Annotated in this window: 25 protein-coding genes; 2 read left to right on the top strand and 23 right to left on the bottom strand. The window is 60.8% G+C overall.

The window, feature by feature from the left end; all coding sequences use genetic code 11:
• Positions 1 to 61: 61 nt before the first annotated feature.
• The 18 genes from AB7849_RS12645 to mntA all read right to left on the bottom strand — a co-directional run bounded on the left by AB7849_RS12645 (position 62) and on the right by mntA (position 14,180).
• Positions 62 to 994: a lysylphosphatidylglycerol synthase domain-containing protein gene (locus tag AB7849_RS12645; RefSeq protein ID WP_008210248.1), complete on the bottom strand. Its 933-nt coding sequence runs from the start codon at positions 992 to 994 to the stop codon at positions 62 to 64.
• On the bottom strand, positions 984 to 1,862 hold the full coding sequence (locus tag AB7849_RS12640; protein WP_008210246.1) for a glycosyltransferase family 2 protein: 879 nt from the start codon (positions 1,860 to 1,862) through the stop codon (positions 984 to 986). The genes AB7849_RS12645 and AB7849_RS12640 overlap by 11 nt, the downstream gene beginning before the upstream one ends.
• Before the next feature lie 128 nt (positions 1,863 to 1,990).
• On the bottom strand, positions 1,991 to 4,048 hold the full coding sequence (locus AB7849_RS12635) for a hypothetical protein (RefSeq protein ID WP_008210244.1): 2,058 nt from the start codon (positions 4,046 to 4,048) through the stop codon (positions 1,991 to 1,993).
• A 5-nt stretch (positions 4,049 to 4,053) separates the two neighbouring features.
• Positions 4,054 to 6,072: a hypothetical protein gene (locus AB7849_RS12630; protein ID WP_008210242.1), complete on the bottom strand. Its 2,019-nt coding sequence runs from the start codon at positions 6,070 to 6,072 to the stop codon at positions 4,054 to 4,056.
• Positions 6,073 to 6,154: 82 nt separating this feature from the next.
• A complete protein-coding gene (locus AB7849_RS12625) occupies positions 6,155 to 6,616 on the bottom strand; it encodes a pilin (protein ID WP_369501123.1) in 462 nt (153 codons plus the stop codon).
• A 343-nt stretch (positions 6,617 to 6,959) separates the two neighbouring features.
• Positions 6,960 to 7,400: a pilin gene (locus tag AB7849_RS12620; RefSeq protein WP_008208410.1), complete on the bottom strand. Its 441-nt coding sequence runs from the start codon at positions 7,398 to 7,400 to the stop codon at positions 6,960 to 6,962.
• 666 nt (positions 7,401 to 8,066) lie between these two features.
• Positions 8,067 to 8,831: an XAC0095 family protein gene (locus AB7849_RS12615; protein WP_008208407.1), complete on the bottom strand. Its 765-nt coding sequence runs from the start codon at positions 8,829 to 8,831 to the stop codon at positions 8,067 to 8,069.
• A gap of 605 nt (positions 8,832 to 9,436) precedes the next feature.
• A complete protein-coding gene (locus tag AB7849_RS12610) occupies positions 9,437 to 9,796 on the bottom strand; it encodes a helix-turn-helix domain-containing protein (RefSeq protein WP_008208406.1) in 360 nt (119 codons plus the stop codon).
• Positions 9,793 to 10,095 (bottom strand): type II toxin-antitoxin system HigB family toxin, encoded by a 303-nt coding sequence (locus AB7849_RS12605; protein WP_369501122.1) that lies wholly within the window; start codon positions 10,093 to 10,095, stop codon positions 9,793 to 9,795. The genes AB7849_RS12610 and AB7849_RS12605 overlap by 4 nt, the downstream gene beginning before the upstream one ends.
• A 368-nt stretch (positions 10,096 to 10,463) precedes the next feature.
• Positions 10,464 to 10,598: a hypothetical protein gene (locus AB7849_RS12600; RefSeq protein ID WP_369501121.1), complete on the bottom strand. Its 135-nt coding sequence runs from the start codon at positions 10,596 to 10,598 to the stop codon at positions 10,464 to 10,466.
• 128 nt (positions 10,599 to 10,726) lie between these two features.
• Positions 10,727 to 11,122, bottom strand: coding sequence for a type II toxin-antitoxin system VapC family toxin (locus AB7849_RS12595; protein ID WP_008208401.1), 396 nt, complete (start codon positions 11,120 to 11,122; stop codon positions 10,727 to 10,729).
• Complete coding sequence (locus tag AB7849_RS12590) at positions 11,119 to 11,370, bottom strand: AbrB/MazE/SpoVT family DNA-binding domain-containing protein (RefSeq protein WP_008208399.1); 252 nt, start codon at positions 11,368 to 11,370, stop codon at positions 11,119 to 11,121. The genes AB7849_RS12595 and AB7849_RS12590 overlap by 4 nt, the downstream gene beginning before the upstream one ends.
• A 263-nt stretch (positions 11,371 to 11,633) precedes the next feature.
• Entirely contained in the window at positions 11,634 to 11,924 is a 291-nt protein-coding gene (gene nadS, locus AB7849_RS12585; RefSeq protein WP_008208397.1) for a NadS family protein, read from the bottom strand.
• Between the two features lie 2 nt (positions 11,925 to 11,926).
• Positions 11,927 to 12,094 carry a toxin RelE gene (locus AB7849_RS12580; RefSeq protein WP_008208396.1) on the bottom strand — a complete coding sequence of 56 codons (168 nt, stop codon included), beginning with the start codon at positions 12,092 to 12,094 and terminating at the stop codon, positions 11,927 to 11,929.
• A gap of 493 nt (positions 12,095 to 12,587) precedes the next feature.
• A complete protein-coding gene (locus tag AB7849_RS12575; RefSeq protein WP_008208394.1) occupies positions 12,588 to 12,908 on the bottom strand; it encodes a type II toxin-antitoxin system RelE/ParE family toxin in 321 nt (106 codons plus the stop codon).
• Complete coding sequence (locus AB7849_RS12570; RefSeq protein WP_008208391.1) at positions 12,896 to 13,153, bottom strand: type II toxin-antitoxin system Phd/YefM family antitoxin; 258 nt, start codon at positions 13,151 to 13,153, stop codon at positions 12,896 to 12,898. Before AB7849_RS12570 ends, AB7849_RS12575 begins: the two co-directional genes overlap by 13 nt.
• 242 nt (positions 13,154 to 13,395) lie before the next feature.
• Positions 13,396 to 13,809: a type VII toxin-antitoxin system HepT family RNase toxin gene (gene hepT, locus AB7849_RS12565; RefSeq protein ID WP_008208389.1), complete on the bottom strand. Its 414-nt coding sequence runs from the start codon at positions 13,807 to 13,809 to the stop codon at positions 13,396 to 13,398.
• Positions 13,797 to 14,180: a type VII toxin-antitoxin system MntA family adenylyltransferase antitoxin gene (gene mntA / locus AB7849_RS12560; RefSeq protein ID WP_008208387.1), complete on the bottom strand. Its 384-nt coding sequence runs from the start codon at positions 14,178 to 14,180 to the stop codon at positions 13,797 to 13,799. Before mntA ends, hepT begins: the two co-directional genes overlap by 13 nt.
• Before the next feature lie 160 nt (positions 14,181 to 14,340).
• On the opposite strand from mntA, the gene AB7849_RS12555 reads away from it, so the two are divergent.
• Both AB7849_RS12555 and AB7849_RS12550 read left to right on the top strand, forming a co-directional pair.
• Positions 14,341 to 16,464 carry a S9 family peptidase gene (locus AB7849_RS12555; protein WP_369501120.1) on the top strand — a complete coding sequence of 708 codons (2,124 nt, stop codon included), beginning with the start codon at positions 14,341 to 14,343 and terminating at the stop codon, positions 16,462 to 16,464.
• A gap of 142 nt (positions 16,465 to 16,606) precedes the next feature.
• Positions 16,607 to 16,957, top strand: coding sequence for an endonuclease domain-containing protein (locus AB7849_RS12550; protein ID WP_008208383.1), 351 nt, complete (start codon positions 16,607 to 16,609; stop codon positions 16,955 to 16,957).
• Between the two features lie 105 nt (positions 16,958 to 17,062).
• Here AB7849_RS12550 and AB7849_RS12545 read toward each other — a convergent pair whose 3' ends face one another.
• The 5 genes from AB7849_RS12545 to AB7849_RS12525 form a co-directional block, all read right to left on the bottom strand.
• Positions 17,063 to 18,076, bottom strand: a complete 1,014-nt coding sequence (locus tag AB7849_RS12545; RefSeq protein WP_008208382.1) for a magnesium and cobalt transport protein CorA — start codon at positions 18,074 to 18,076, stop codon at positions 17,063 to 17,065.
• Between the two features lie 151 nt (positions 18,077 to 18,227).
• A complete protein-coding gene (locus AB7849_RS12540; protein WP_008208866.1) occupies positions 18,228 to 19,436 on the bottom strand; it encodes a lipoprotein N-acyltransferase Lnb domain-containing protein in 1,209 nt (402 codons plus the stop codon).
• Between the two features lie 178 nt (positions 19,437 to 19,614).
• Positions 19,615 to 20,460, bottom strand: coding sequence for an HlyC/CorC family transporter (locus tag AB7849_RS12535; protein ID WP_008208863.1), 846 nt, complete (start codon positions 20,458 to 20,460; stop codon positions 19,615 to 19,617).
• A 204-nt stretch (positions 20,461 to 20,664) separates the two neighbouring features.
• Positions 20,665 to 21,126 (bottom strand): rRNA maturation RNase YbeY, encoded by a 462-nt coding sequence (ybeY, locus tag AB7849_RS12530; RefSeq protein ID WP_008208861.1) that lies wholly within the window; start codon positions 21,124 to 21,126, stop codon positions 20,665 to 20,667.
• Positions 21,123 to 22,106: a PhoH family protein gene (locus AB7849_RS12525; RefSeq protein WP_008208859.1), complete on the bottom strand. Its 984-nt coding sequence runs from the start codon at positions 22,104 to 22,106 to the stop codon at positions 21,123 to 21,125. Before AB7849_RS12525 ends, ybeY begins: the two co-directional genes overlap by 4 nt.
• Positions 22,107 to 22,206: the final 100 nt, after the last annotated feature.

The following is a 22,206-nucleotide window of genomic DNA, read 5'->3' as shown; positions in this document are numbered from 1 at the left end:
GCGCGTCATGTGCTCGCTGGTAGTGCTGCCATTTCAGGCTGAACCTTTGAACAGAATACCCTCAATGCCTGTGCAGACGAAGAACCCTGCGGCCATGCCGGCCCAGGAACCACGCGCCATAGGCGATGAAATCCGCGGCTAGCATCACGGCACGAAATCCCGCCGCCAGGACGGCAACTTCGCCAAAGGGGAGCACGCCCTTCAGGAAAATGCTGATCACCGACTCGAACACGCCGATACCCTGAGGCGAAAATATGCTCATGAACCCTGCGGACCAGGCGAGCAGGTACGAGCCATACACTTGCAGCCGGGAAACGTCAGCGTGGATGGTAGGAAATGAATACCAGTAGCAGGCAAAAGCAGTAGCCGCCATGAGCCAGAAAGCCACGTTGATGAGTGCTGCCAGGGCGTAGGTGCGCAATCTAAACCGGCTCTTCCGCGACAAAAGCCGGTGTCGCAAGACAAGCGGGAGGCACGCCAGCAAGATCAACCCGGCCAGCATCGCCGCCAGTGCGAGATGCCTGGCATCGCCAGCGATCAGCATGAACGCCCCGCCCGTGGCCATCGCAACGGCAAGTGGCATCAAGTTCTCCAGCATGACGAGTACGCTGAGTTGCGCGCGATCAACGCCTAGCCGATGCAGATCCATCATCCGCGAAACGGTTTGCCAGATGCCGCCTGGGAGATACTTGGCGGGGAGCCTGCTTACCTGGATTTTCAACGCAGCTCCATATGGAACGTTCGCGCCGGTTTCGAGCAACACGAGCCAGGTAAAGACCGGGCCAAGCAGGTTGAGTGAGGCCCAGAGCAGAGCGGTGATGACCAGCGGGATCAGCTGTGTATGCAACGAGACTGACTGGAAAGCCCCTCGCGCATGTATTCCGGCGATGATAAGGAAGGCCACTGCAGCGGGGCCGAAGATCCAGCGCGATGCGGCGAATATGCGCAGGAGTGTGCTGTTGCCGAGCAAGGCATTTTTGACCTTATTCAGCATGCTTGCGCCGGCCGACCAGATAACGCAGGGGCAGTGACGGAATCAGTGCGGCAACGACAAGTAACTTGTCGATGATCGGAAGTTTTGAACGTAAGGCAACTTTGAGAAGTGCGAAAGGGAGTTGGAGTAGCGGAAACATGCGTGCGAGACGTGATCTGGCGATGCCTGTAGAGACCGATGCATAGCGTTTCAATTTGTCATTGTGGTGCTTCTCCACGCGAAATTCTCGGCGAGACCAGCACGATCCTGTGGCGTGCAGGAAGCTACCGCGTAGAGCGAGATCCGCGAGCAAAACCAAGTCGCCCCCAACCATGCTTGGAATGGGTGAGCACGCGCGCAACTGAGCTGTTCTTATCACGCCCACGACCGGATGCATATTGCCCCAGAGTATGGTGAAAAGCCGTGCCGTTGCGGAGAGATCACGAGTATCGCTCCAGCCTGATGCCCTTGCAAAAGGTTCGCCGCCTGCGTTGATCCAGCGGGAGCTGGCAAATGCAAGGCAAGCTTCGTCGTTGGCTTCCAGCAATGCGACACATTCTGATACCAGGTTTTCTGTCCACAGATCGTGCCCGGCGCCCCACATGAAATAGGTGCCGGATGCCCTGTCCAGTGCGCGCTGGAAGTTTGCGATGGCACCGCGGTTCTCAACCGCGCGTTCGATATGGATGCGCGAATCTTCAGCAGCGTGACGCTGGCAGATTTCCAGAGTGCAGTCTGTCGATGCGTTGTCGCAAATCAGTATTTCCAGGTTCGGGTAATTTTGGTGGCGCAACGAGGTCAACGCAGAATCAATGAAGCGTTCTTCGTTGAAAACGGGCATGCCGATCGTCATCAAGGGAGGTATGGAATCGGGTTTCGCTTCTGACATCGTTGTTCCTGCGTACCTTCTTCGGACGAAAAGGGAGATTGGTACGTGATTAGCTTTCTGGCGAGCATTGCCTGAATGGTGGAAGGGTATGTCAGACAAATTACGTGTGGTTTCAACGTCTACATTTGTTACATGCCAGGTAGCTTGCGTAGGTTGGCCAACTGTAAATTCAGTCGCCCGCCGATGTTCAACGATTGCAACTTGCCAAGCGCCTCATGGGCCTCATTCACATGGCCTTCCACCACCAGCATGCGAATTTGCGTGATGTGGTAAGCGGGTTCGCTGGGTGCAGCGGCCACGGCGGCATTGGTCATGCGCAGACCCAATGCGCGGTCCTGCAGCACATTCCACGCGAAATCGCCGTACATCGCCAACAGGCGCGCGCTTGGGTCGGGGTGTGACAACGCGGCAAGATAGGCTTCGGTCATACGATTGTCGGGCAAGACGCAATGATGTTCACGATCGCACTCAGTCAGCGCGCCTAGCGCGCTTTCGTCTTGTACACCAGGTTTGCGGGCCTTGAGCTTGGTGATCAGGCTGTCCCACCATGTGTCCTTCAGCGGCAAGTGCATGCGCGAGTTCATGAAGATCATCGCTTGCTCCGGCATGATCGAAGCGTGCGGCAATGCGGCGGCACGTTCCAGCGGTGTATAAGCCAGCTTGGTGAATGGCGAAGCTGGATCGTAGTGCGAGTAGATGATGTAAGTGCGGCCCAATTCGTATTCTGCGCGAGGCGAGTCGGGTGCGCGTGAGGCGAGGGTTTCAGCCAGTAACAGTGGGTTGCCCCATGCTACGGCGGTCATTGCCGTTTCACCGGCCCACAGCAGCAGCAAGCCACCAAGCAATACGCGCCGCGGCAATGCATAGGGTGCGGATATTCCCTCGGATGCAAATGCCGTCAGCAGCGGCACCACGGCCAGCATCAACCCAAAGCTGGCGAAGTAGTTGCGGTGTTCGTACACCAGTTCCAGCGGGATGATGGTGCCGGTGAGCAATTGGCAGCCGAGAAACAAGGCGATGCCCAGAGCCACCAGCGGGCGGCGTGGGCGTAACCACAATGTAAACGCCACCAACCCAGCCAGCACGAAGATGCTGACGAGCGTCGTCCATGGGGAAAGCAGGCCGGTCGAGATGCGGAAATTGTCGTGATAAAACGACAGTTCGTGCGGTATCGGCAACAGCGTCCAGCTGATGTAGTCCACCACGATACGCGTTTCGCTGAGCAGTCGCGTGCCCAGTGTGAAATCGCGCGTGGCCCAGTCCGTATGATTTAGTACGCTGGGCAGCAGCCACGTGAGCCCCGTGATCAGCGGCAACACCAGCACGATCAAGAATAGTGCGATCAGGTGGCGATCACGTGAGCCGTTGGTTGTACGGAAGCGAAACAACGCCCATTCGATAAGCAGTGCGTACAGCGGCAGCATCGCCGCTGTTTCCTTGGCAAAAACACCGACCGCGGCGGGGAGGGTGATGCTGGTGACGCATAGCCAGAAGCTACCTCGTCCTTGCCTTCCCCTGCGGAGAAGGGCGGGAGCAAAAGCAATGTCCGGGTCAATGGTGGTAGGTACAAGCATGCGTCGCCGCCCAGCGACGTAGCCGATCAGGCCCAGCAAGACAAACAGGTTCGCCATGCTTTCCATGCGTTGAACCACATACAGCACGCCGGTGAGGTTGATCGGCAGCAGCATCCAAGCGGCAGCGATCAGCGCTGCGGTTACGCCAGCTCGCTGTGCTTCGCCAGCACCGCCATCTGTTGTCGTAGGAGCCCGCTCGTGGGCGATGCTCTTGGTGGGCTCCTGTTCGGATGTGTCGAAAGGCATCGCCCGCGAGCGGGTTCCTACGCGTATGCACGCGGATCGCAACAACTCCCGCGCCAGCAGGAATACCAGTAGCCCGTTCAATAGGTGGATGACCAAGTTGGTCAGCTTCATCCAATATGGGTCAAGTCCGGTGGCCAGATAATTGGCTGCAAAACTCAAGGAGGCCAGCGGCCGCTTGAACTCACTTGATGGCGACGACAACGCGGCGCGCACCAGAGAGGGCACGCTGACGTCATGCGGCTGCACCCCGTGGTTGTCGACGATGTTGGGGTAGTCGTCGAAGAGGAAACCGCCGGAGAGACCTGGCCAGTACACGAGAGCCGTGACGATGATGGCGGCGGCAAGAACCCAGCGGTGTAACGACAAGCGTATCAAGAGGGTGTGCTCCGGGCAGAATCCGATGGCGCAGTATTAGTGCTGTCGGCTTTCGCGTCGAGGCTTAGCTGATGTCGCAGGTGGGCCAATTCATGTGGCCAGTAGTTCTCGCGCGCCATTACCCATGTATGCACCATCGGCATGCCAAAGCTTGGCGGCATGGTTTTGCTTTGCACCTGCTGGTAGTAGTCGAGCATTTGCAGGCCTTGTACCGGGTAGCCATGTGAACCCAGGGTGGCCGCAGCTTCCAGTGCCATGCCGGGATACACCTGAAGGCTGAGCGCGCGAGTGAAGTCGGTCAGTGCAATGTCTGGTTGATGTTGAGCAAGGGCAATGCGCCCGCGCAGATAGGTCAGGCTTTGCTGCGGTCCTGCTGCAGACAGATTCGGGTTTTGCAATCCTGCATTGACTAGGCTGAGTAGGGCCGTTGAGGTCAGGCCTGGGCAGCGGTCGGCCATTGCAACAGGCAGCATGCGTTCGAACCAGTGAGCGAATAGCGGTCCGATGTTGGGGCTACTGTTGCGCATGGCCTGCTGCGCAGTAGTGAGATTGGCAGGGCTTACACCGCCGCTCTCGCAGCGCGCACCGATCAGGTTGAGTGCGAGTTGGACTTGATCGGGTTGGCTAGCCAGCATGACTTGCAACCTGCGTACGGCAGCGCGCGGATGCCCCGTCTGCGCCTCGACTTGAGCGGCATTAGCCTGCGCGCGCGGCGAATCGGGATTGATCGTGGCCCATACCAACGCCTGCGTCTGTACGTTGCCCCAAACCTCGGCACGCGCATGGGTCATCCATGCCAAAGTGAGCAGCAATACCAGCATGAGGGCGTATTTTGGCAGGCGCAACGTGCGCGTGTCGGCCAGCCACAGCCCCAGTGGCCAGAACATCAACAATGCCGGTACATAGTTGCGGTGCTCGAAATACAGCTCAAGCGGAATGGAGCTGGACTCGAGTAGTTGGCCGACGAAGTAGAACACTACGGCCAGTGCCAGTGCTGGATGACGTCGGCGCCAGTGCCACGCTCCTGCGATCAAGGCGACTATGGCCAGTAGTGACGGCAACGTGGTTGCTGGGTGCAACCACGAACTGGAAGCGGCGTATTGATCGTTGAACAGCCCGCTGGAAAATGGTCGCGGTAGCCACAGCAACTTGAGGTAATCCATCAACACGCGTGGTTCGGTCAACAGCCGCTGACCGATACTCCACGATCGCCCGTCCTCTACGCCGCCGAGGACAATGCCATGTACGCCGATATACGCTAGGTAGATGCCGATGGCGGTGGCGGGAATGATCCCGAACATAAGCATGACTGCTCGATGGGTACGTCGTGTGTTGCCATCGGGCAGGGGGCGGCGTGGTGCCAGCACGATAATTTCGATCAGCAGAGCGTATAGCGGCAAGAGTGCGCCGTTGGCCTTTGACAAGACGCCCAGTACGGTGAATCCACCCAGCCCGAGCACACTCCAGCCCAGTCCGGTTTTGATCTTGCCTGCTTCCAAATGTTGGCGCCCATGCAACCACAGCATCAACCCGGCCATCACGCAGGTGGCGGGCAACATCGCTTCGCGTTGCACGATATACAACGTGGTGGATACCAGCAGTGGATGCAACAACCACAGCGTACTGCCAAGGAGTGCTGCCAGCTTGCGACGGCGCTCATCGAGATCCAGCGAGCGGCCTAACTTGGTCAGCAAGGCGTAAAGCAGCACGGCGTTGAGCAAATGCAGGATCAGGCTGGTGCGCTTGAAGGGGTACGGGTCAGCCGGCCAGTTGTGCGCATCCAGCAGGAAGCTCAACAGGGTCAGCGGACGGCCCGTAGGATCAGCAGTGCCCGAGGTGATGTAACGCCAGAAGGTGGCCCAGTGATCGATCGGCCCAGTGGCGCCCAGCACCGGCAGGTTGGCGAAATCGTCGAACAGAAATCCGCCGTGCAGACCGGGAGCGTAGGCCAAGCCGGTCAACAGCAGTGCACTGGCTAGCAGGAGCAGGAATGGGTGATGCTTTTGCAGAGTCACATCAGGCTTTCTAAAGTGTGGCCACAAGAGAAAGGCCGCACTGGGCGGCCTTTTTGTATACGTCAGTAGCAGTTGATAGATATCAACGGCAGGTCGACGGCAGATACTTGGAGTCGACGCCAGTGCCCGCCACGTTCTTCGTGGCTTCACAGGTCCACTTGATGTTGCCGCCCGCGATGGTGATCGGAGATAGCGAAACCACTGCGCCATTGATCGCCTTGTTTGCCTTGAAGCCGGTGGCGTTGCTGAAGGTAGCCGTGATCAGGCCCGTGTTGTCGATATTCACCTTGCTCACATAACTGCCGGCAATGGAGGTGGGAAGAGGGAGGCCAGCTGTTTTTTGGCTAGGCGGGAACTTGCCGTAGTTGCTGTAATACTCGGTAAGGTTGACCTTGGCACCGTCCATCAGCGTAATGCCTTCCGTAACCTGCGACTTGATCAGGTAGTTCTGGTAGGCCGGGATGGCGATGGCGGCCAAGATCGCGATGATCGCGACCACGATCATCAGTTCGATCAGGGTGAAGCCTTTCTGCATGTTCTTCATGGTGGTTCCTCTTGATTGGTCAGCTGACCGTTGTGATGCCCCCTGAGCCTCAGTCCCGAATCCCCCTAGGCGGGATCAGACCCCATGCACTTGGTCAGGAACGACCAGGAAGCGTGCAAAGTCGAAGCAGTATGCGTGCCACCGACAAGGCCTGCGTACTTTGTCATACCGGATCGCGCCAAGTTTGTGCAGGTCATCACGATGCCGGCGTCGTCGTCGGTAATCTGGCGAATCCGTTGTCGTCCGAGTGCAATTCCATGGGCTCAAGGTGACCGTATGTTTGTGTCATCAAGTGACGCATTTTGTCACTTGCGGCGTGCTCCCGGCTTTCGTATCCGTCATGTCATTTGCGGCAAACAGACGGCAGATACTTGCCTGACAGTGTGGTGTGCGTGCTGCAATCCCACGTGATGCTGCCTCCGGTCGTGGCAGGCGAAAGCACCAGAACCTGATTCTGGATGGCTATGTTGGCCTTTGGGTTTGCAAAGGCGACAGTAATTCTGCCATTGGCGACATTGACACTGGATACGTAGCTGCCGCTGATCGACGCTTCCTCGGGTAACCCTGCAGTCAGGTTACTTGCCGGGAAGGTGCCAGTGTTCGATATGTACTCCCATACAGCTGCCTTCGCGCTGTCAGCGAGACTCATGCCTTCACTTACCTGGGCCTTGATCAAGTAGTTCTGGTACGCCGGGATGGCGATGGCGGCGAGGATGGCGATGATCGCCACGACGATCATCAGCTCGATCAGGGTGAAGCCCTGCGACGAACGGGTGTTTGACATGGTTGTGTTTCCCCCTGGAGACGTCAGCGGGTAAGCACGGCTTGTACCAATTCAGGGAGATGGTGCGTCTGGCTCATGAACTGTGATGTGCATCACATGGCGTCCGGGCGAAGCTGGCTCATCGAAATGGCGATGTGAAGCCGTGTTGCGATGTTTGGCCTCGTCTGCTTTTTGGGGTGCTATCCATGCGGTGAAACCGGTGAAGTCGCTCAGGTGGCGGGTGGCGGGTGGCGATGGCGCGCACCGAGGTCCCGTCGATGCTGCTGAGCTGCGCACGGCGAGGTTGCGGAATCCAACCGCCTTGCGCAGGCGCACGGCAAGCGTGGCATCCAGTTGGTGGGTCGAGGCGAGCTGCTCGAAGGCCTGGCTGATGCACTATCGAAGCAAGCGCCGGCTGTATTCGGTCATGCGGCTGGGGCGCGAAGCGCTGGTGCGACGATGGTCAAGTACGCGAGTGGGCGAACTCATTGATCAGCTGTGACATCCAAGCCCACTATTGCTCGATCAACTGGGTGTGCCAGCATGAAAAACGTGGGGAAACCTAAACCTCAGGGTCAGAGTGCACTTTCCGAGCTTTGAGTGCACCGGGGCAGTGCTACTTACTGCACGGACCCGACCGACCGGGCGCGCCGCGTAAGCGGTGCGCCCGGTCGTATCGACTTTGCCTCAGACGCCAAGCCCGGCGTATGCCAGTGCAGGTGTTCTTCCGCAAGCGCCGAGCGGCTCGACGACGGTACGTCGTGCCGAGGGGCGCGGCACGCCTTGCAGGGGCCAGCATGTCAGCGAGGCAAGGTAGGTAGCGGCTTCCTCTCTGACGTCGGCATGCGAACGATGACGCCCATCGAGGTGCTGCACACTGTCGATGTCGTGGATGATGTCGCGCAGTTTCTCCGCGTCGCGGATGATGGCGTCACCCATGATCGACAGCGTGACGTCGGCGAAATCCGCCTGATCGGTGGCTGTTACCACGTCGCCATGGGCGCGGAGCATGTCGCCCAGCCGGGCCAACTCGTCGATCTGATCCAGAGTGACGCCAGACACATAGCGCTTGCCCGCCTCGTTCATCGGCGGGATGGCAGATTCCGGCTTGGTGTCATCCGCGTCAGCGGACGCCGCACCCGCTTCCTGCTCTTCTTCTTCCGGTTCGGCATCCGCCGTGACCTCGGGCGCAGCCACCTTGTCGCCACGCTTGGCCGGATACGAGAGTTCGTCCAGCACCTGGGTGATCTGCTCGGCCAGCAATTCCAGGCAGATCGCCACCTCGCCCGTGCGAATCTCTGCATACCATTCGTTGTCCTCGTCCGGCCGGCGCGGCCGGGCCAGGTTGGACAGGAATGTCACGTATTCGCGCAGCTGCTTCAGCCGCAGTTGAGTATCTTCCGGCAGGAAATAGCCGGTCGTAACCATATCTTCCAGTTCGATCTTGGACATGATTGCCTCCTCGTTCCATGAAGCACCCGCACGCCAGGATGGCGATGGGAAGTCGGGAGGTTAGAAACCGCTTAGAGTCGGCGGGCGTATTCCCCCGAAGGGTGTTGTATTAGCCGCCCTCCCGACGCAGGTGTCACGTCGGTTGCACCTGCGAGTGCAGGCACAAAAAACCCACCGGTTTGTCGGAGGTGGGTACCGCTCTAAGTGGAGTTTCTACGCTCCTTGCGAACGAGTCTGCTACTGCGGTGGAGTGGAGTCAAGGCAGGTTCAAGGCCGTCGGTTGGCGTCCGGTTGGCGTCCCGAAACAGGGGGCCAGAAATGAGGAGGCCTGCCCAAAATTTCGTCTGTAGCCCTCATCTTTCCGGGGTCGGAGCGGCTTCAGCCGCGATGCTTTGGGCGTGGCCTCGGAAAGGTTTGAAGAGCATCGCGGCTTAAGCCGCTTTTACCCCAAGGCTGAGCGCTCGCCAGAAAGATTTTGAGCAGGTAGATACCGTTTTCACTGATCACGTCTACCGGACGGGCGATAGCGGCTACCAAGTCGTCGCGCAGGGCGGCAAGGTCGAACAGGCATGCGGGCGGCCACGCCCATGCGGGTCCAGTCCAGGTCAGGCCCCGATCAAGCTTTCCGCCGGAATCCCAAGGTGCCGATGCAGGTTGCGAACCATCTCGATGGTGAGGCCGCGCTTGCGGTTGAGTACCTCGTAAACGCGGTTGGTCCGACCGATGTAGGGTACGAGGTCTTTCACAGTCAGGCCAGCCTGTTCCATTCGAAACCGGATGGCCTCGATGGGGTCGGGAGCCTTGACAGGAAAGTGCTTCGTTTCGTAGGCCTCAACCAGGGTGGCAAGGATTTCGAAGCGATCGCTGTCCTCGCTACCCGGGCGGGGCTCGTTGTCGACATAGGCCGACAGTTCACGCAGGGCGGCCTTGTAGTCGCTCTTGGTATGGATGGGACGAATATTCATGGAGCCTCCACGGTCTCGGCGTCGATCCGGTCGTACTCGGCGTGTGTGCCAATGAACTTGATGTAGACGGTTTGGAAGCGATAAGCCACGGCGACGATGAGCCGGTAAGTGTTGCCCTTGATGTTGAAAACTACGCGGTTGTTGCCGACAAAACTGGCGCTGGCGTAGCGAGCCTTGATGTCTTGTGGTGCCGTCCAGACAGTGTGTTTTGCTTCGTCGTACCATGCCCTGAGCGGTTGCTCGGCATCCGGATGATGCACCCAGAAGTCCTTGAGCGTGCTTACGGCGATGATCCTCATGCACACATGATAGTCCCATATTGGGACTAGTGCAAGCTGGACACGTTGATTTGGAATACGTGCTTTAGGGAAGCTCTGATTTTGCTCGTCATTCCAGCGGAGGCTGGGATCCAGTGTCTATAGGTCATTGAAAGCAAAGACGCTGGATGACCAGACATTCGTCTGTTGAGAAGCGTTTCCTGTTTGACCAGCCCTTCGGCTGCTAAAACGCGCCTCGCAGGAATGACGAACAAAAAGCCGATTGATCAGAACATTCTTAGTGTGCCGCATCCGTTCAATATGCCTGACTTAGTGATGTTGTGACGGTGCGGAATCCGACCGCCCCGTCTGGAAAATCGGGCGAGCCATGTACATCGGGTGTGTTGTCGTCAACAGCCGTAAATGGGCAGATGCAGTCCAAGCTGGGCAGCGATTTTCTCGATGGTCATGTTGACGGGCTCGAGATCGCGTTCGACGCCCCATGTCATTTCGGTATCCACACCCAGATAGCGGTGAGTGCGCATGTCTCGCATGTGCGTGCCGGCGATAAGTGATCAGGATTCTGGCACGCCGTGATCACCGTGCTGATTCCAGCGGATCAAGGTTCCGATGGTGACGGGCATGCGCTGGGATCGAGCTTGGAGCCCGCGGGTCATGGCAAACGGGCGGATTGACCCTGAGCGGTAAGCAACGCGACCGCCTTCTGATCGAACGATACGAAGGTTTCGCCGCCAAGCCATTGACCCTCAAAAGCGATCACCCCATCGGCGAAATCACCCCCGGCTTCGAGTACGGCCAAGCCAGCTTCGACGGCCGGTCGGTTCGTTTCTGTATTGGCTGCATCGAGCAGTGCACGGATCGCACCGCCCACGTCGGCAGGAGAAAAACCATACACGCGGCGCAACACCCAGACGAACTCGCAAAGGCACGGCAGCGCAACAGCTATCAGGCCGGCATCCGTCAGCAGCTTGGCTGCAAGCTTCGCTTGCTTGGCGTCGTCGCGAACAACGGCGCGAACCAGAACATTGGTGTCGACCGTGATCTTCACTTGCGGCCCGCCCAGCCCTCGGCCGCGGCCTCGTTGATTTCCTCGATGCTGGCGACCTTGGTTGTCCGCCCCGCCAGCAGACCGACAAAGCCAGCGATTGACCCGGTAGGCCTGGCTGCCTTCAGTGCGGCCCGGCCATCAGGCAGCAAATCCAGTTCGATCCTCTCCCCTGGCTTGATGCCGAGGTGTTGGAGTACCTCCTTTCGAAAGGTGACTTGTCCCCGTGCGGTAACGGTCAATGTAGTCATGAGGGTGTCCTTGAGTTACGGTCAAGGCACAATGTAATGCTACATTGCATTACTATCAAGTCTGATGACAGGGATCCAGCCTGAATGGTTCCGTTATTCGAGGTTTCCTTTAGGAAACCTTTGATTCTGTTCGTCATTTCTGCGTAGGCGGAAGGTTTTTCAACAGACGAAGATCTGGTTGTTCAGTGGCGACCACACCTGCTCAGGCCATACAGTCACTGGAGGACCAGACCAGACAGCGGTCTGTTTGTTACATCGCCATTTCAGTCGAGTAGCGCGGCAAGGACGTGTTGTGGATCTTTCTCGATGGCACGCAGTAGCGCTCTTACTGGGCCGGTCGGGTTGCGGCGCCCCTGCTCCCAGTTCTGAAGCGTGCCAATTTCAACGTCAATGACCTTCGCAAACTTGGCCTGAGAGAGTTTGGTAAGGGCGCGAATGCGTTTTACCTGCTCGGATGCAACGTAGGTCTCGCGTGACGGAGCTCGCTCGCCTCGACGGATTTCATCCATCTGGGTGACGCTCTGTAGCAGGTCTTTGAAAAGTTCTTTTTCCATGGCTACCTCCACTGCTCGATCACTTGCTTCAGCCCCTTCTTCTGTGAAGCGGTGAGATCATCGGCTTCATTTTTTGCATATGCCAGCAGAAGGGCTATCTGGGCAGCGCTGGTGAAGTAGTAATAGATCACTCGGGCGCCGCCACGCTTGCCATGGCCTTTGGCGGCCATGCGGATCTTCCTGAGCCCTCCGCCCAGGAATCACGTCACCTGACTCGGGATCATCGGCTAATCCACGCTGGAAATCGGCGTAGTCATCATCATCCACAAGCGCGGTGATCTGACGAGTGAAAACCGAGGTCTCAATGAAGATCATGTCGTAAATCTACGCCAATGGTGTATATGCGTCAATGGCGTATATCTTCTCCAGGGTAAACCCTCAGCCCTGCTGGGTTTACTGCCCGTCCAACAGCCGAAGAGCCGACCGCTTTGCGCAGGCGCGGTGCGATGGCGAGCATCCAGCCCACCGATGGGAGTGGCTTCAGCCGTGATGCTTTTGGCGGGGCGTCGGAAAGACTCGAAGAGCATCGCGGCTGAAGCCGCTCCCACTTGTGGAGGGTGGGGAGATGCGGGTGCATGCCCAGTCTGGGGCGTTGAGCGGGTTCGCGGGCTGAGTGCGCGACGCCCTGCGGATCGGTGTGGCGACGCCATCCGCCTGGATGAGTCAGGTCTTTGCTTGCCTGGCGCGCGCCGCAAGTTGCTTCTTGCGTAGCAGGCGTTCCGAGCGCATGACGTGCAGGATAAACACCTTGTGTCCGTCATGACGGTAGAGGACGCGGCAAGGCGGCTCCACAATCTGGCGGTATCGAGAGCGTCCAAGCTCCTGCGGGCGACTGCCGCTATCCGGTTGGTCGGTGAGTTGATCGACATGGTCGAAGATGCGTTTGACGAGCTCAGATGCAGCGACGGGGTTTTCCAGCGCAATGTAGTCAGCAATGGCATCCAGATCAGCCAGTGCTGGCTCTGACCAGATTATTTGAGCCATCTGGCGAGGCGCTTTTTGGCTTGGGCGTGAGTAGCTACGCGGCCCTCGGCAATGGCTTGTTCACCACGGGCAATACCTTCAAGGACGGCCATGCGCTGTTGCATCAATTGATAGGTCTCGACATCCAGGAGGTAGGCGCTTGGCAGGCCATGCTGGGTGATGAGGATGGGCTGCTTGTCCCGCTCGATGTCCGCGAGGAGTTCGGTGGCCTGGCGCTTGAGCGTGGTGACGAGTTCGGTGCGCATGAAGTGACACTACAGTATCACTTTGGGTGGTGCAAGCGGCTTGGGGTCTGCTCGAAATCTCGTCCGTGTGCCTGTTTGTAGCCCTCGTCGTTCTGATGGAGCGGCTTCAGCCGCGATGCTCTCCGGGTTTTTCGGACACCATGCCAAAAGCATCGCGGTTGAAGCCGCTCCTGCCGCAAGGTTGTGCGTTCACCAGGAGAGATTTTGAGCAGGCCCCTATGATGGCAAGCGGCCTTCGTGTGTCACTGTTCCTGGGCTTCGACCCATGTGGCGAAGTTTGTGAAGTCGCCCAGGTGGCGGGTGGCGATGGCGTGCACGATGACCCAGTCGATGCTGCTGTAGCTGTGCACGGCGAGGTTGCGGAATCCGACCGCCTTGCGCAGACGCGTTGCCAGTGAGGCATCCAGTGAATGGGTCGAGGCGAGTTGATCAAAGGCCTGGCCCATCGTGTCGGGTGGCGGCAGGCCCGAATCGGCCAGCACATGCAGGGCCAGGTCGACGCAGAGCTGGACGGCCCGGCTCAGATTGAGCACCACAATATCCTGCAGGTCGGGGGTGGCTGCGAGTATGTCGGCGGTAGTCGGGCATTTGTCGTGCACGCGCACGAGACAGCGCTGCAGCGAGTCGAGTTTGCGCGCGACGATCAGGGTGTCCATAGACGCCTCCGCTCTTCCAGCATGCGGGTCACGTAAGGCACAAAGTCCTCCATGGCGTAGACGTGGCGGGACATCATGGCCACGTGCGCCGTTTTGTCGCCAGCGATCCGCTTGCCATGCTTCAGGATCTGGCCCAGCAAGGGCTCGCCGACCGTTTGCAGGTCGATCAGGTCGACGGGACGGCCGGTGGCGAGGGCCAGTTCCTCGATCAGTTGCATGCGCAGGGCGCTGTCGAGCGGTTTGGGCATTTGCACGGCGACATCCACGTCGCTGTCCGGGCGCGCACGCCCCTGGGCCACCGAGCCGAACACATAGGCCAGCCGTATATCCGGGTGTGAGGCCAACGCGGTTTGTATTTGCTGGATGGCCATGGTGCGTCGTGCGAAGCGAAGCTGACTGAAGCATAGTCTGCGCAGGAGTGATATGCACCCGTCACCGCGGATGGGGCTTGCTTGCGGGGAATGGACGATCTGCTTGCGCCGCCTTGCGTGCCCGCTTACCGTCACAGCTATCCACCCGAGGGAGAATCCCATGAAACCTTTGCTTGCTGCCCTGTTGCTGGCGATGGCGTTGCCGGCTGCGGCGGCCTCCGTGTCCACGCCGATCCGGTCGCCGTTTGCGGGCTTCGATTACAACACGCCGCATCCGTTCAACGTGCGCGATCTGGTGATGCTGAAGCGGGTGAGCGATCCGCAGTTGTCGCCGGATGGACGCTATGCGGCGTTTGGTGTGCGCAGCACGGATTACGCGGCGAACAAGGGCGTGAACGCGATCGATGTGCTGGATTTGTCGCGTGACGGCAAGCCGGTGCAGGTGGTGGCCAAGGGCGCGTCATCACCGCGCTGGTCGGTGGATGGGCGCAGCCTTTATTACGTGGCGTCGGTCAAGGGCGTGGCGCAGTTGTGGCGGGTGGATTTTGCGAAGGGTGGCGGTGGTCTCGATCTGGCAGCGGCGAAGGCGCCGGTGCAGGTCAGCCATGCGCCGCTGGACATTCAGGATTACAAATTGTCGCCGGACGGCAAGAGCGTGCTGCTGTCGTATGCGGTGTACACCGACTGCAGCGACCTGGCTTGCACCAAGGCCAGGCTGGACAAGCGGGCGAAGGACAAGTCCACCGGCACGCTGTATCACAAGCTGTTCGTGCGACATTGGGATACGTGGTCGGACGGTCGGCGCAACCAGCTTTATCTCGCGCATTTCGGTGCGGACGGTCAGTTGCCGGTGGAGCCGACCCTGCTTTCACGCGGCATCGATGGCGATGTGCCGAGCAAGCCGTTTGGCGACGCCAGCGAGTTCGCGTTCTCGCCGGATGGCAAGACGGTGTACTTCGACGTGCGCATTGCCGGCACCAGTGAACCGTGGTCGACCAACTTCGATATCTACAAGGTGCCGGCCGACGGTTCGTCGGCCCCGACGAACCTTACCGCGAAGAACGAGGCGTGGGATGCCTATCCGGTGCCGTCACCGGACGGCAAGACGCTTTATTACCTGGCGATGAAAACGCCGGGTTTCGAGGCGGACCGTTTCGGCATCATGGCGATGGATCTGGCCACGGGCGCTACGCGCGAGATCGATCCGCAGTGGGATCGTTCGCCCGGCAGCATGAATATTTCCGCCGATGGCAAGACGCTGTTCGTCACTGCCGATGACGAAGGCCAGCATCCGCTGTTCGCGGTCGATGCGGTCAGCGGCAAGGTGCGGCAGCTGGTGGGTGATGGCGAGGTGGACGGCTATTCGGTTGTCGGCAAGCGTGTGTTGCTGGCGCGCAATGACCTGAAGCGGCCGAGTGACCTGTACACCGTCGATACCGATGGCCGTGATCTGAAGCAGGTGACGCATGCCAATGCCGCGCGGCTGAAGAACACGCAGGAAGGCGACTTCCAGTTCTTCACCTTCAAGGGCTGGAACAACGAAACCGTGCAGGGCTACGTGGTGAAGCCGGCGAATTACCAGGCCGGCAAGAGGTACCCGGTGGCCTTCATCATCCACGGCGGCCCGCAGGGCGCGATGACCAACAGCTGGAGCTACCGCTGGAACCCGCAGACGTATGCGGGGCAGGGCTTCGCGGTGGTCACCATCAATTTCCATGGTTCCACCGGTTACGGCCAGAAGTTCACCGATTCGATCTCGGGCGACTGGGGTGGCAAGCCGTTGGAAGACCTCAAGCTGGGGTGGAAGGCGGCGCTGGCGAAGTACGATTTCCTCGACAGCGGTCGCGCGTGTGCGCTGGGTGCCAGCTATGGCGGCTACATGACGTACTGGATCGCCGGCGTGTGGAACTCGCCGTGGAAATGCTTCGTCGACCACGACGGCGTGTTCGATTCGCGCATGATGTATTACGCCACCGACGAGCTGTGGTTCGAGGAGCACGAGAACGGCGGTACGCAGTACGAGCATCCGCAGAACTACGAGAAGTTCAACCCGCTCGACCACGTGAAGGACTGGCGCGTGCCGATGCTGGTGGTGCATTCGGGCCACGACTTCCGCATTCCGCTGAGCCAGGGCCTGGGCGCCTTCACCGCGCTGCAGCGACGTGGCATTCCCAGCGAATTCCTCACCTTCCCCGACGAAAGCCACTGGGTGCTGCAACCACATAACAGCGTGCTGTGGCATGACACGGTGAATGCGTGGCTGGAGAAGTGGACGAAGCAGTAGAGCGATCCCGCCCTAGCCCTCCCCTGCAAGCAGGGGAGGGGATACAAGCAGCTACAGCCGTGACATGTTTTGACTCCTCCCCCTGCTTGCAGGGGGAGGCTGGGAGGGGGTAAGGCTTTACGACAAAGGCAAAGGATCAGCCATGCAGCGGAAATGGATATTCGCCCGCAAACTTCGCAACGAAGCTACGGATGCCGAGCAGCATTTATGGCGTTATCTGCGGCGAGAGCAGCTTGCGGGTTTCAAGTTCCGTCGCCAGTACCCGATCGCCGGCTACATCGTGGACTTTGTCTGCTTGTCGGCCCGATTGGTACTGGAGCTGGATGGCGGGCAGCATCTTGATGCGTTGAGTTACGACATCAAGCGTACGCAGGCGTTGGAGTCCGAGGGGTATCGCGTGTTGCGCTTCTGGAACGATGACGTGTTGCTGCGCAGGGAGGCGGTGTTGGAAGAGGTGCTTCGGCATTTGCCGCGTGGCGACGAGGGTGGTTGACCCTTCCCCAACCCTCCCCTGCAAGCAGGGGAGAGAGGAAAGCTGGGTGTCCGGAATTTGCTCCTCCCCCTGCGAGCAGGGGGAGGTTGGGAGGGGGTAACACCCCTACAACCACTTCGCCCGTCTCAACCCGGTATAAATCCCGCCCACGACCCCAATCACGATCACGATGATCAGCGGGTACGCCCACGGTCGGCTCAGTTCGGGCATGTGGGTGAAGTTCATGCCGTACCAGCTGGTGATGAGAGTGGGGGCGGCGAGCATGGCGGCCCAGCCGGCGAGTTTTTTCATCACTTCGTTCTGGCCGAAGGTGACCAGCGAGAGGTTGACGTTGATCGCGGCGGTGAGCATTTCGCGCATCGCGCTGATCGACTCGTTGACGCGGAACACGTGGTCGTAGATGTCGCGGAAATACACGCGCAGGTCTTCGGGAATCAGTTGCGGGTGCAGTCGTACCAGCTGGCTGATGACATCCTGCATCGGCGCCACCGCCAGACGCAGCGTCATCAGGTCGCGCTGCATGTCGTACAGGCGGCGCACGGTGCTGCGGTTGAAGGTGGCGGCGAAGATGTCCTGTTCGAGTTCCTGCAACTCTTCACGGAAGTCGCGCACGATTGGCAGCAGGTTGTCGACCACGAAGTCGAGCACGCCATACAGCCCGTAGCTGGGGCCGAGCGCGAGCAACTCGGGCGCGTGCTCGCAGGTACGCCGCGCGGGCGAGTAGGACAGCGAGGCGCCGTGGCGCACGGTGACCAGGTAACGCGGGCCGAGGAAGATATGCGTTTCGCCGAAGGCGAGGTTGCCGTTTACCAGTTGTGCCGTCTGCACCACGATGAACAGCGAATCACCGTAGGCTTCGATCTTGGTGCGCTGGTGTGCGCTTTGCGCATCCTCGATGGCCAGGTCGTGCAGGTCGAACTCATCCTGCAGTTTCAGCAGCAGCGATTCGTCCGGTTCATGCAAACCCACCCAGACGAAGGTGTCGGGTTCTTTCAGCACGTCGCTGATCGCATCGATGCTGATGTCGCCGCTGCGCGTGCCGTCCGTGCGGTAGGCAACGCAGTTGACGACCATCGCGGTGTCGGCGGCCCCGGAGACGGAAGGTGCGATTGGATTCATGGGTGCATGATGCCGCGCGAGGCGGCATCGGACAATGCGAGGGCTTTCTCCTCCCCCTGCTTGCAGGGGGAGGTTGGGAGGGGGTGGGGCTTGTCGCGAAGGCGTTGAAGAGCACCCCTCCCCAGCCCTCCCCTGCAAGCAGGGGAGGGGGTCAGGCGGCGGGTTGGCGCAGACTCCACGCCAACGCCAGCCACACGGGCAGCGCGAAGAGTATCCAGGGCTGGTTCTGTTGCACGGCGCCGGGCAGCAGGTGCAATAGCACGGCGGCGATCAGGCCGAGGAGTTGCAGCAACAGGATGGCGTCGGCGAAGCGGGTGGGGGCGATGTGGCGGCGGGCGCGCCAGAGGGCGGGCAGCAGCACGAAGGCGAGTGGGTTGAACAGCAGCAGGTTGGCGTTGGCCCAGGCCGAGTGGTGGGTGGTGAGCGTCCACAAGGCCAGCAGCAGCAGCCCGACCAGTCCGGCGAGGACCAGGAAAAGCGAGCCGAGCAGGGTGTAGCCGAGGCGCCAGTGGCGAGAAGTCACCAGCAGCAGGGCGGCGATCAGCAGACCGGCGGCGCCCAGCGGCAGGCGCAGGTCGGGTGCTTGTGCCGGGGGTACGTCGAGGCGGTTGGGTGACAGTTGGCGCTCGCCTTCCACCAGCGGACGGGTGTTGCCGTGGACGTCTGTCGTGGTGACGGCGCGCAGGTTGGCCTGCAGCTCCATGGGCAGGAAGCTTTCATGCCACGCGTCGAGCGGCTGGTCGGCGTAGGGGCCGAGGCCCAGGTCCAGCGCCAGCATCAGCCAGGGTTGCGCACTCATCAGGCGATCGGTCTGCTGGCGATAGGTCATGCCACCGGGATGGCCGGCCAGCGCGGCCTTGATCGCGCCACCCAGCGCTTTGTTCAACGCATCGCGCACGCGGGTGGTGCAGTTGTCGATGTAGTAGTCGTAGTTGTAGCCGGCGTTTTCGGGACGCAGGTTCCAGAACAGGAAATCGCGCAACGCGGCGGCTTGTTGCGGGGTGAGCGCGAGCCGCTGGCGGGTGATGGAGCGGCCTTCCTGCACGTAGAACGCTTCTTCCGGGCCGGCCGGCTCGGCGTCCATCAGGTAGTGCATGCGGCCGCGGGCGAAATTGAGGAAGAAGTTCTTCTCGCTGAAGTCGAACACGCCGTAGTTGAAGTTGATCGACTGGCCGCTGACGGTGTCGCGCAATTGCAGCGCATCGTGGCCGAAGCGTTCCCAGTAGGTGGCGCCGGGGCCGTAGGTGATCAGCGAGACTTCGAGGTTGGCGCCCGGGGCATCGGTTACGTCCGCGTGTGCCGGGACCGTGGCCAGAAGGATCAGGGCGAGCAGGGACAGCAGCTTGGTGATGGGGCGCATGATTGCGATTTTCCTGCTTGTGCCGGTGTGCCAAGTGAATCGTGGATGGAAGCCGTCCTTCGTCGGTATTCGCGGTAGGAGCGCACCCTGTGCGCGAATGGCGTCGCCTGCTTGCGCAAAGGCCATTCGCGCACAGGGTGCGCTCCTACTACGAGGCCGGGTCGGGGTTCCGCGCGGGTCAGGCCTCGCGGCGAGTCACGCGGAACTGCTGCACGCGGCGATCATCGGCGGCGATGACGTGGAACAGGAACTCGCCCGCGGCGGTTTCCTCGCCCGCCTCGGGCAGGTGGCCGAATTCAGAGGTGATCAGGCCGCCGATGGTGTCGAATTCCTCGTCGGAAAAATCGCTGCCGATCTCCTCGTTGAAGTCCTCGATCGGGGTCAGTGCGCTGATCAGCCAGCTGCCATCGGCCTGCGCGTGGATCAGTGCGGGCTCTTCCTCGTCGTCGTGCTCGTCGTCGATCTCGCCGACAATTTGCTCGAGTACGTCTTCGATGGTGATCAGGCCGGCGACGCCGCCGTATTCGTCCACCACTACAGCCATGTGATTGCGGCTGCGGCGGAACTCGGCCAGCAGCACATTCAGGCGCATCGACTCGGGGATCAGCACCGCCGGACGCAGGATTTCGTGGATGTCGAATTCGGCGCCGTTGCCGAAGAACTTCAGCAGGTCCTTGGCCAGCAGGATGCCGAGGATTTCGTCCTTGTCCTCGCCATGCACCGGAAAGCGCGAGTGGCCGGATTCGACCACGGCGGCGAGGATGTCCTCGAGCGGTGCGCTGGCGGCGATCATCACGATCTGCACGCGCGGCACCATCACGTCGTCCACGCTCAGCTCGGTGACCTTGAGCGCGCCCTCCAGCATGGGCAGGGTGTCGGCGCTGAGCAGGCCGTTGGCGTGCGCGGTGCGCAGCTCTTCGATCAGCTCCTCGCGGTTGCGCGGTTCGCCGGAAAACAGGTGGCCCAGTCGATCCCACCAGGTGCGGTGAGCCGGGCCGCTGGTACTGCCAGGGTCGTCGTTCATCAATCCGTTTGCATTCGGCCCGGAACGGGCGGAAACCCGAGTTTAGCGGAAATGATGTGACGATTCAGGGCGCAAGAGCACCCCTCCCCGACCCTCCCCTGCAAGCAGGGGAGGGGGAAAAGCATGGCTGATTCGGGATTTGGCTCCTTCCCCTGCGTGCCCCAAAGGGACTTCCTTCGGTCGCAGGGGGAGGTTGGGAGGGGGTCAGGCGGCGTAGGGATCGGCGATGCCCAAGTCGGCGAGCACGCGGGTTTCCAACGCCTCCATCACTTCGGCGTCGGCATCCTCGATGTGGTCGTAGCCAAGCAGGTGCAGTACGCCGTGTACGGTCAGGTGGGCCCAGTGGTCGCGTTCGCGCTTGCCTTGTTCGGCCGCTTCGCGCGCCACCACGGGGGCGCAGATGGCCAGGTCGCCGATCAACGGCAGCTTCACACCGGGCGGCAGTTCGGCTTCGAAGGAGAGCACGTTGGTGGCGTAGTCCTTGCCGCGATAGTCGCGGTTGAGCGCGCGACCTTCGGCGGTATCGACGATGCGGATGGACAGCTCCGTGGCCTTGCGTCGCTTGGCCCCGCGCAACGCAGCGTCGACCCAGCGACGGAAGCTGGCCGCGGCAGGGATGCCGGTGCGCGGTACCGCGTAGCCCACGTGCACCGTCGACGTGCTCACTTCGCGGCCTCGTCCTGCTGCTCGAATGCCTCGTAGGCGCGCACGATCTTCGCCACCAGCGGATGACGCACCACGTCGCGCGAAGTGAAGAAGGTGAAGCTGATGCCGTCCACGCCGCGCAGCACTTCCACCGCGTGGCGCAGGCCCGAGCGGGTGCTGCGGGGCAGATCGACCTGGCTGACGTCGCCGGTGATCACCGCTACCGAGCCAAAACCGATCCGGGTGAGGAACATCTTCATCTGCTCGACGGTGGTGTTCTGCGCCTCGTCGAGAATCACGTAGGAATCGTTGAGGGTGCGCCCGCGCATGTAGGCCAGCGGGGCAATCTCGATCACGTTGCGCTCGATCAGCTTGGCCACCTTCTCGAAGCCGATCATCTCGTACAGCGCGTCGTACAGCGGGCGCAGGTAGGGGTCGACCTTCTGCGACAAGTCACCGGGCAGGAAGCCCAGTTTCTCGCCGGCTTCCACCGCCGGACGCACCAGCAGCACGCGCTGCACGCGGTTGGCTTCCAGGGCCTCGACCGCACTGGCCACGGCCAGATACGTCTTGCCGGTGCCGGCCGGGCCCACGCCGAAATTGATGTCGTGGCGGGTGATGGCGTGCAGGTAACGCGCCTGGTTGGGGCCGCGGCCCTTGATCACGCCACGCTTGACCCGGATGACGACTTCCTGCGCCTCGCCCTCGGCGTCTTCGGCAAGCGCGTCGACGCCGGATTCGGCCAGGTGCAGGTTGATCTTCGCGCCGTTCAGCGGTTCGTTTTCGGCGGCGGCGTAGAGCGCGCGTATCACCTTCTCGGTGGCGCGCGTGGCGGCAGCCTCGCCGATCACCTGGAACAGGTTGCCGCGGTGATCGATTTCCACGCCCAGGCGCAATTCCACCTGGCGCAGATGCTCGTCGAACGGTCCGCACAGGTTGGCGAGGCGGGCGTTGTCCTCGGGGTCGAGGGCAAAATCGCGCTGGTTGGGATGTTCGGTCATGGGGCTCGGGAAAGGTTCAAGGGTGAGTCCTTCTCCCCTCGGGAGAAGGTGCCGGCAGGCGGATGAGGGTTCGGGCGGAGCGTGCACGATGAACGGTGGC

It is taken from the genome of Rhodanobacter sp. FW021-MT20, assembly GCF_041107475.1.
Lineage (GTDB): Bacteria > Pseudomonadota > Gammaproteobacteria > Xanthomonadales > Rhodanobacteraceae > Rhodanobacter_A > Rhodanobacter_A glycinis.
Note: the sequence above shows the minus strand (reverse complement) of the source record. Positions and strands in the feature narration are given on the sequence as shown.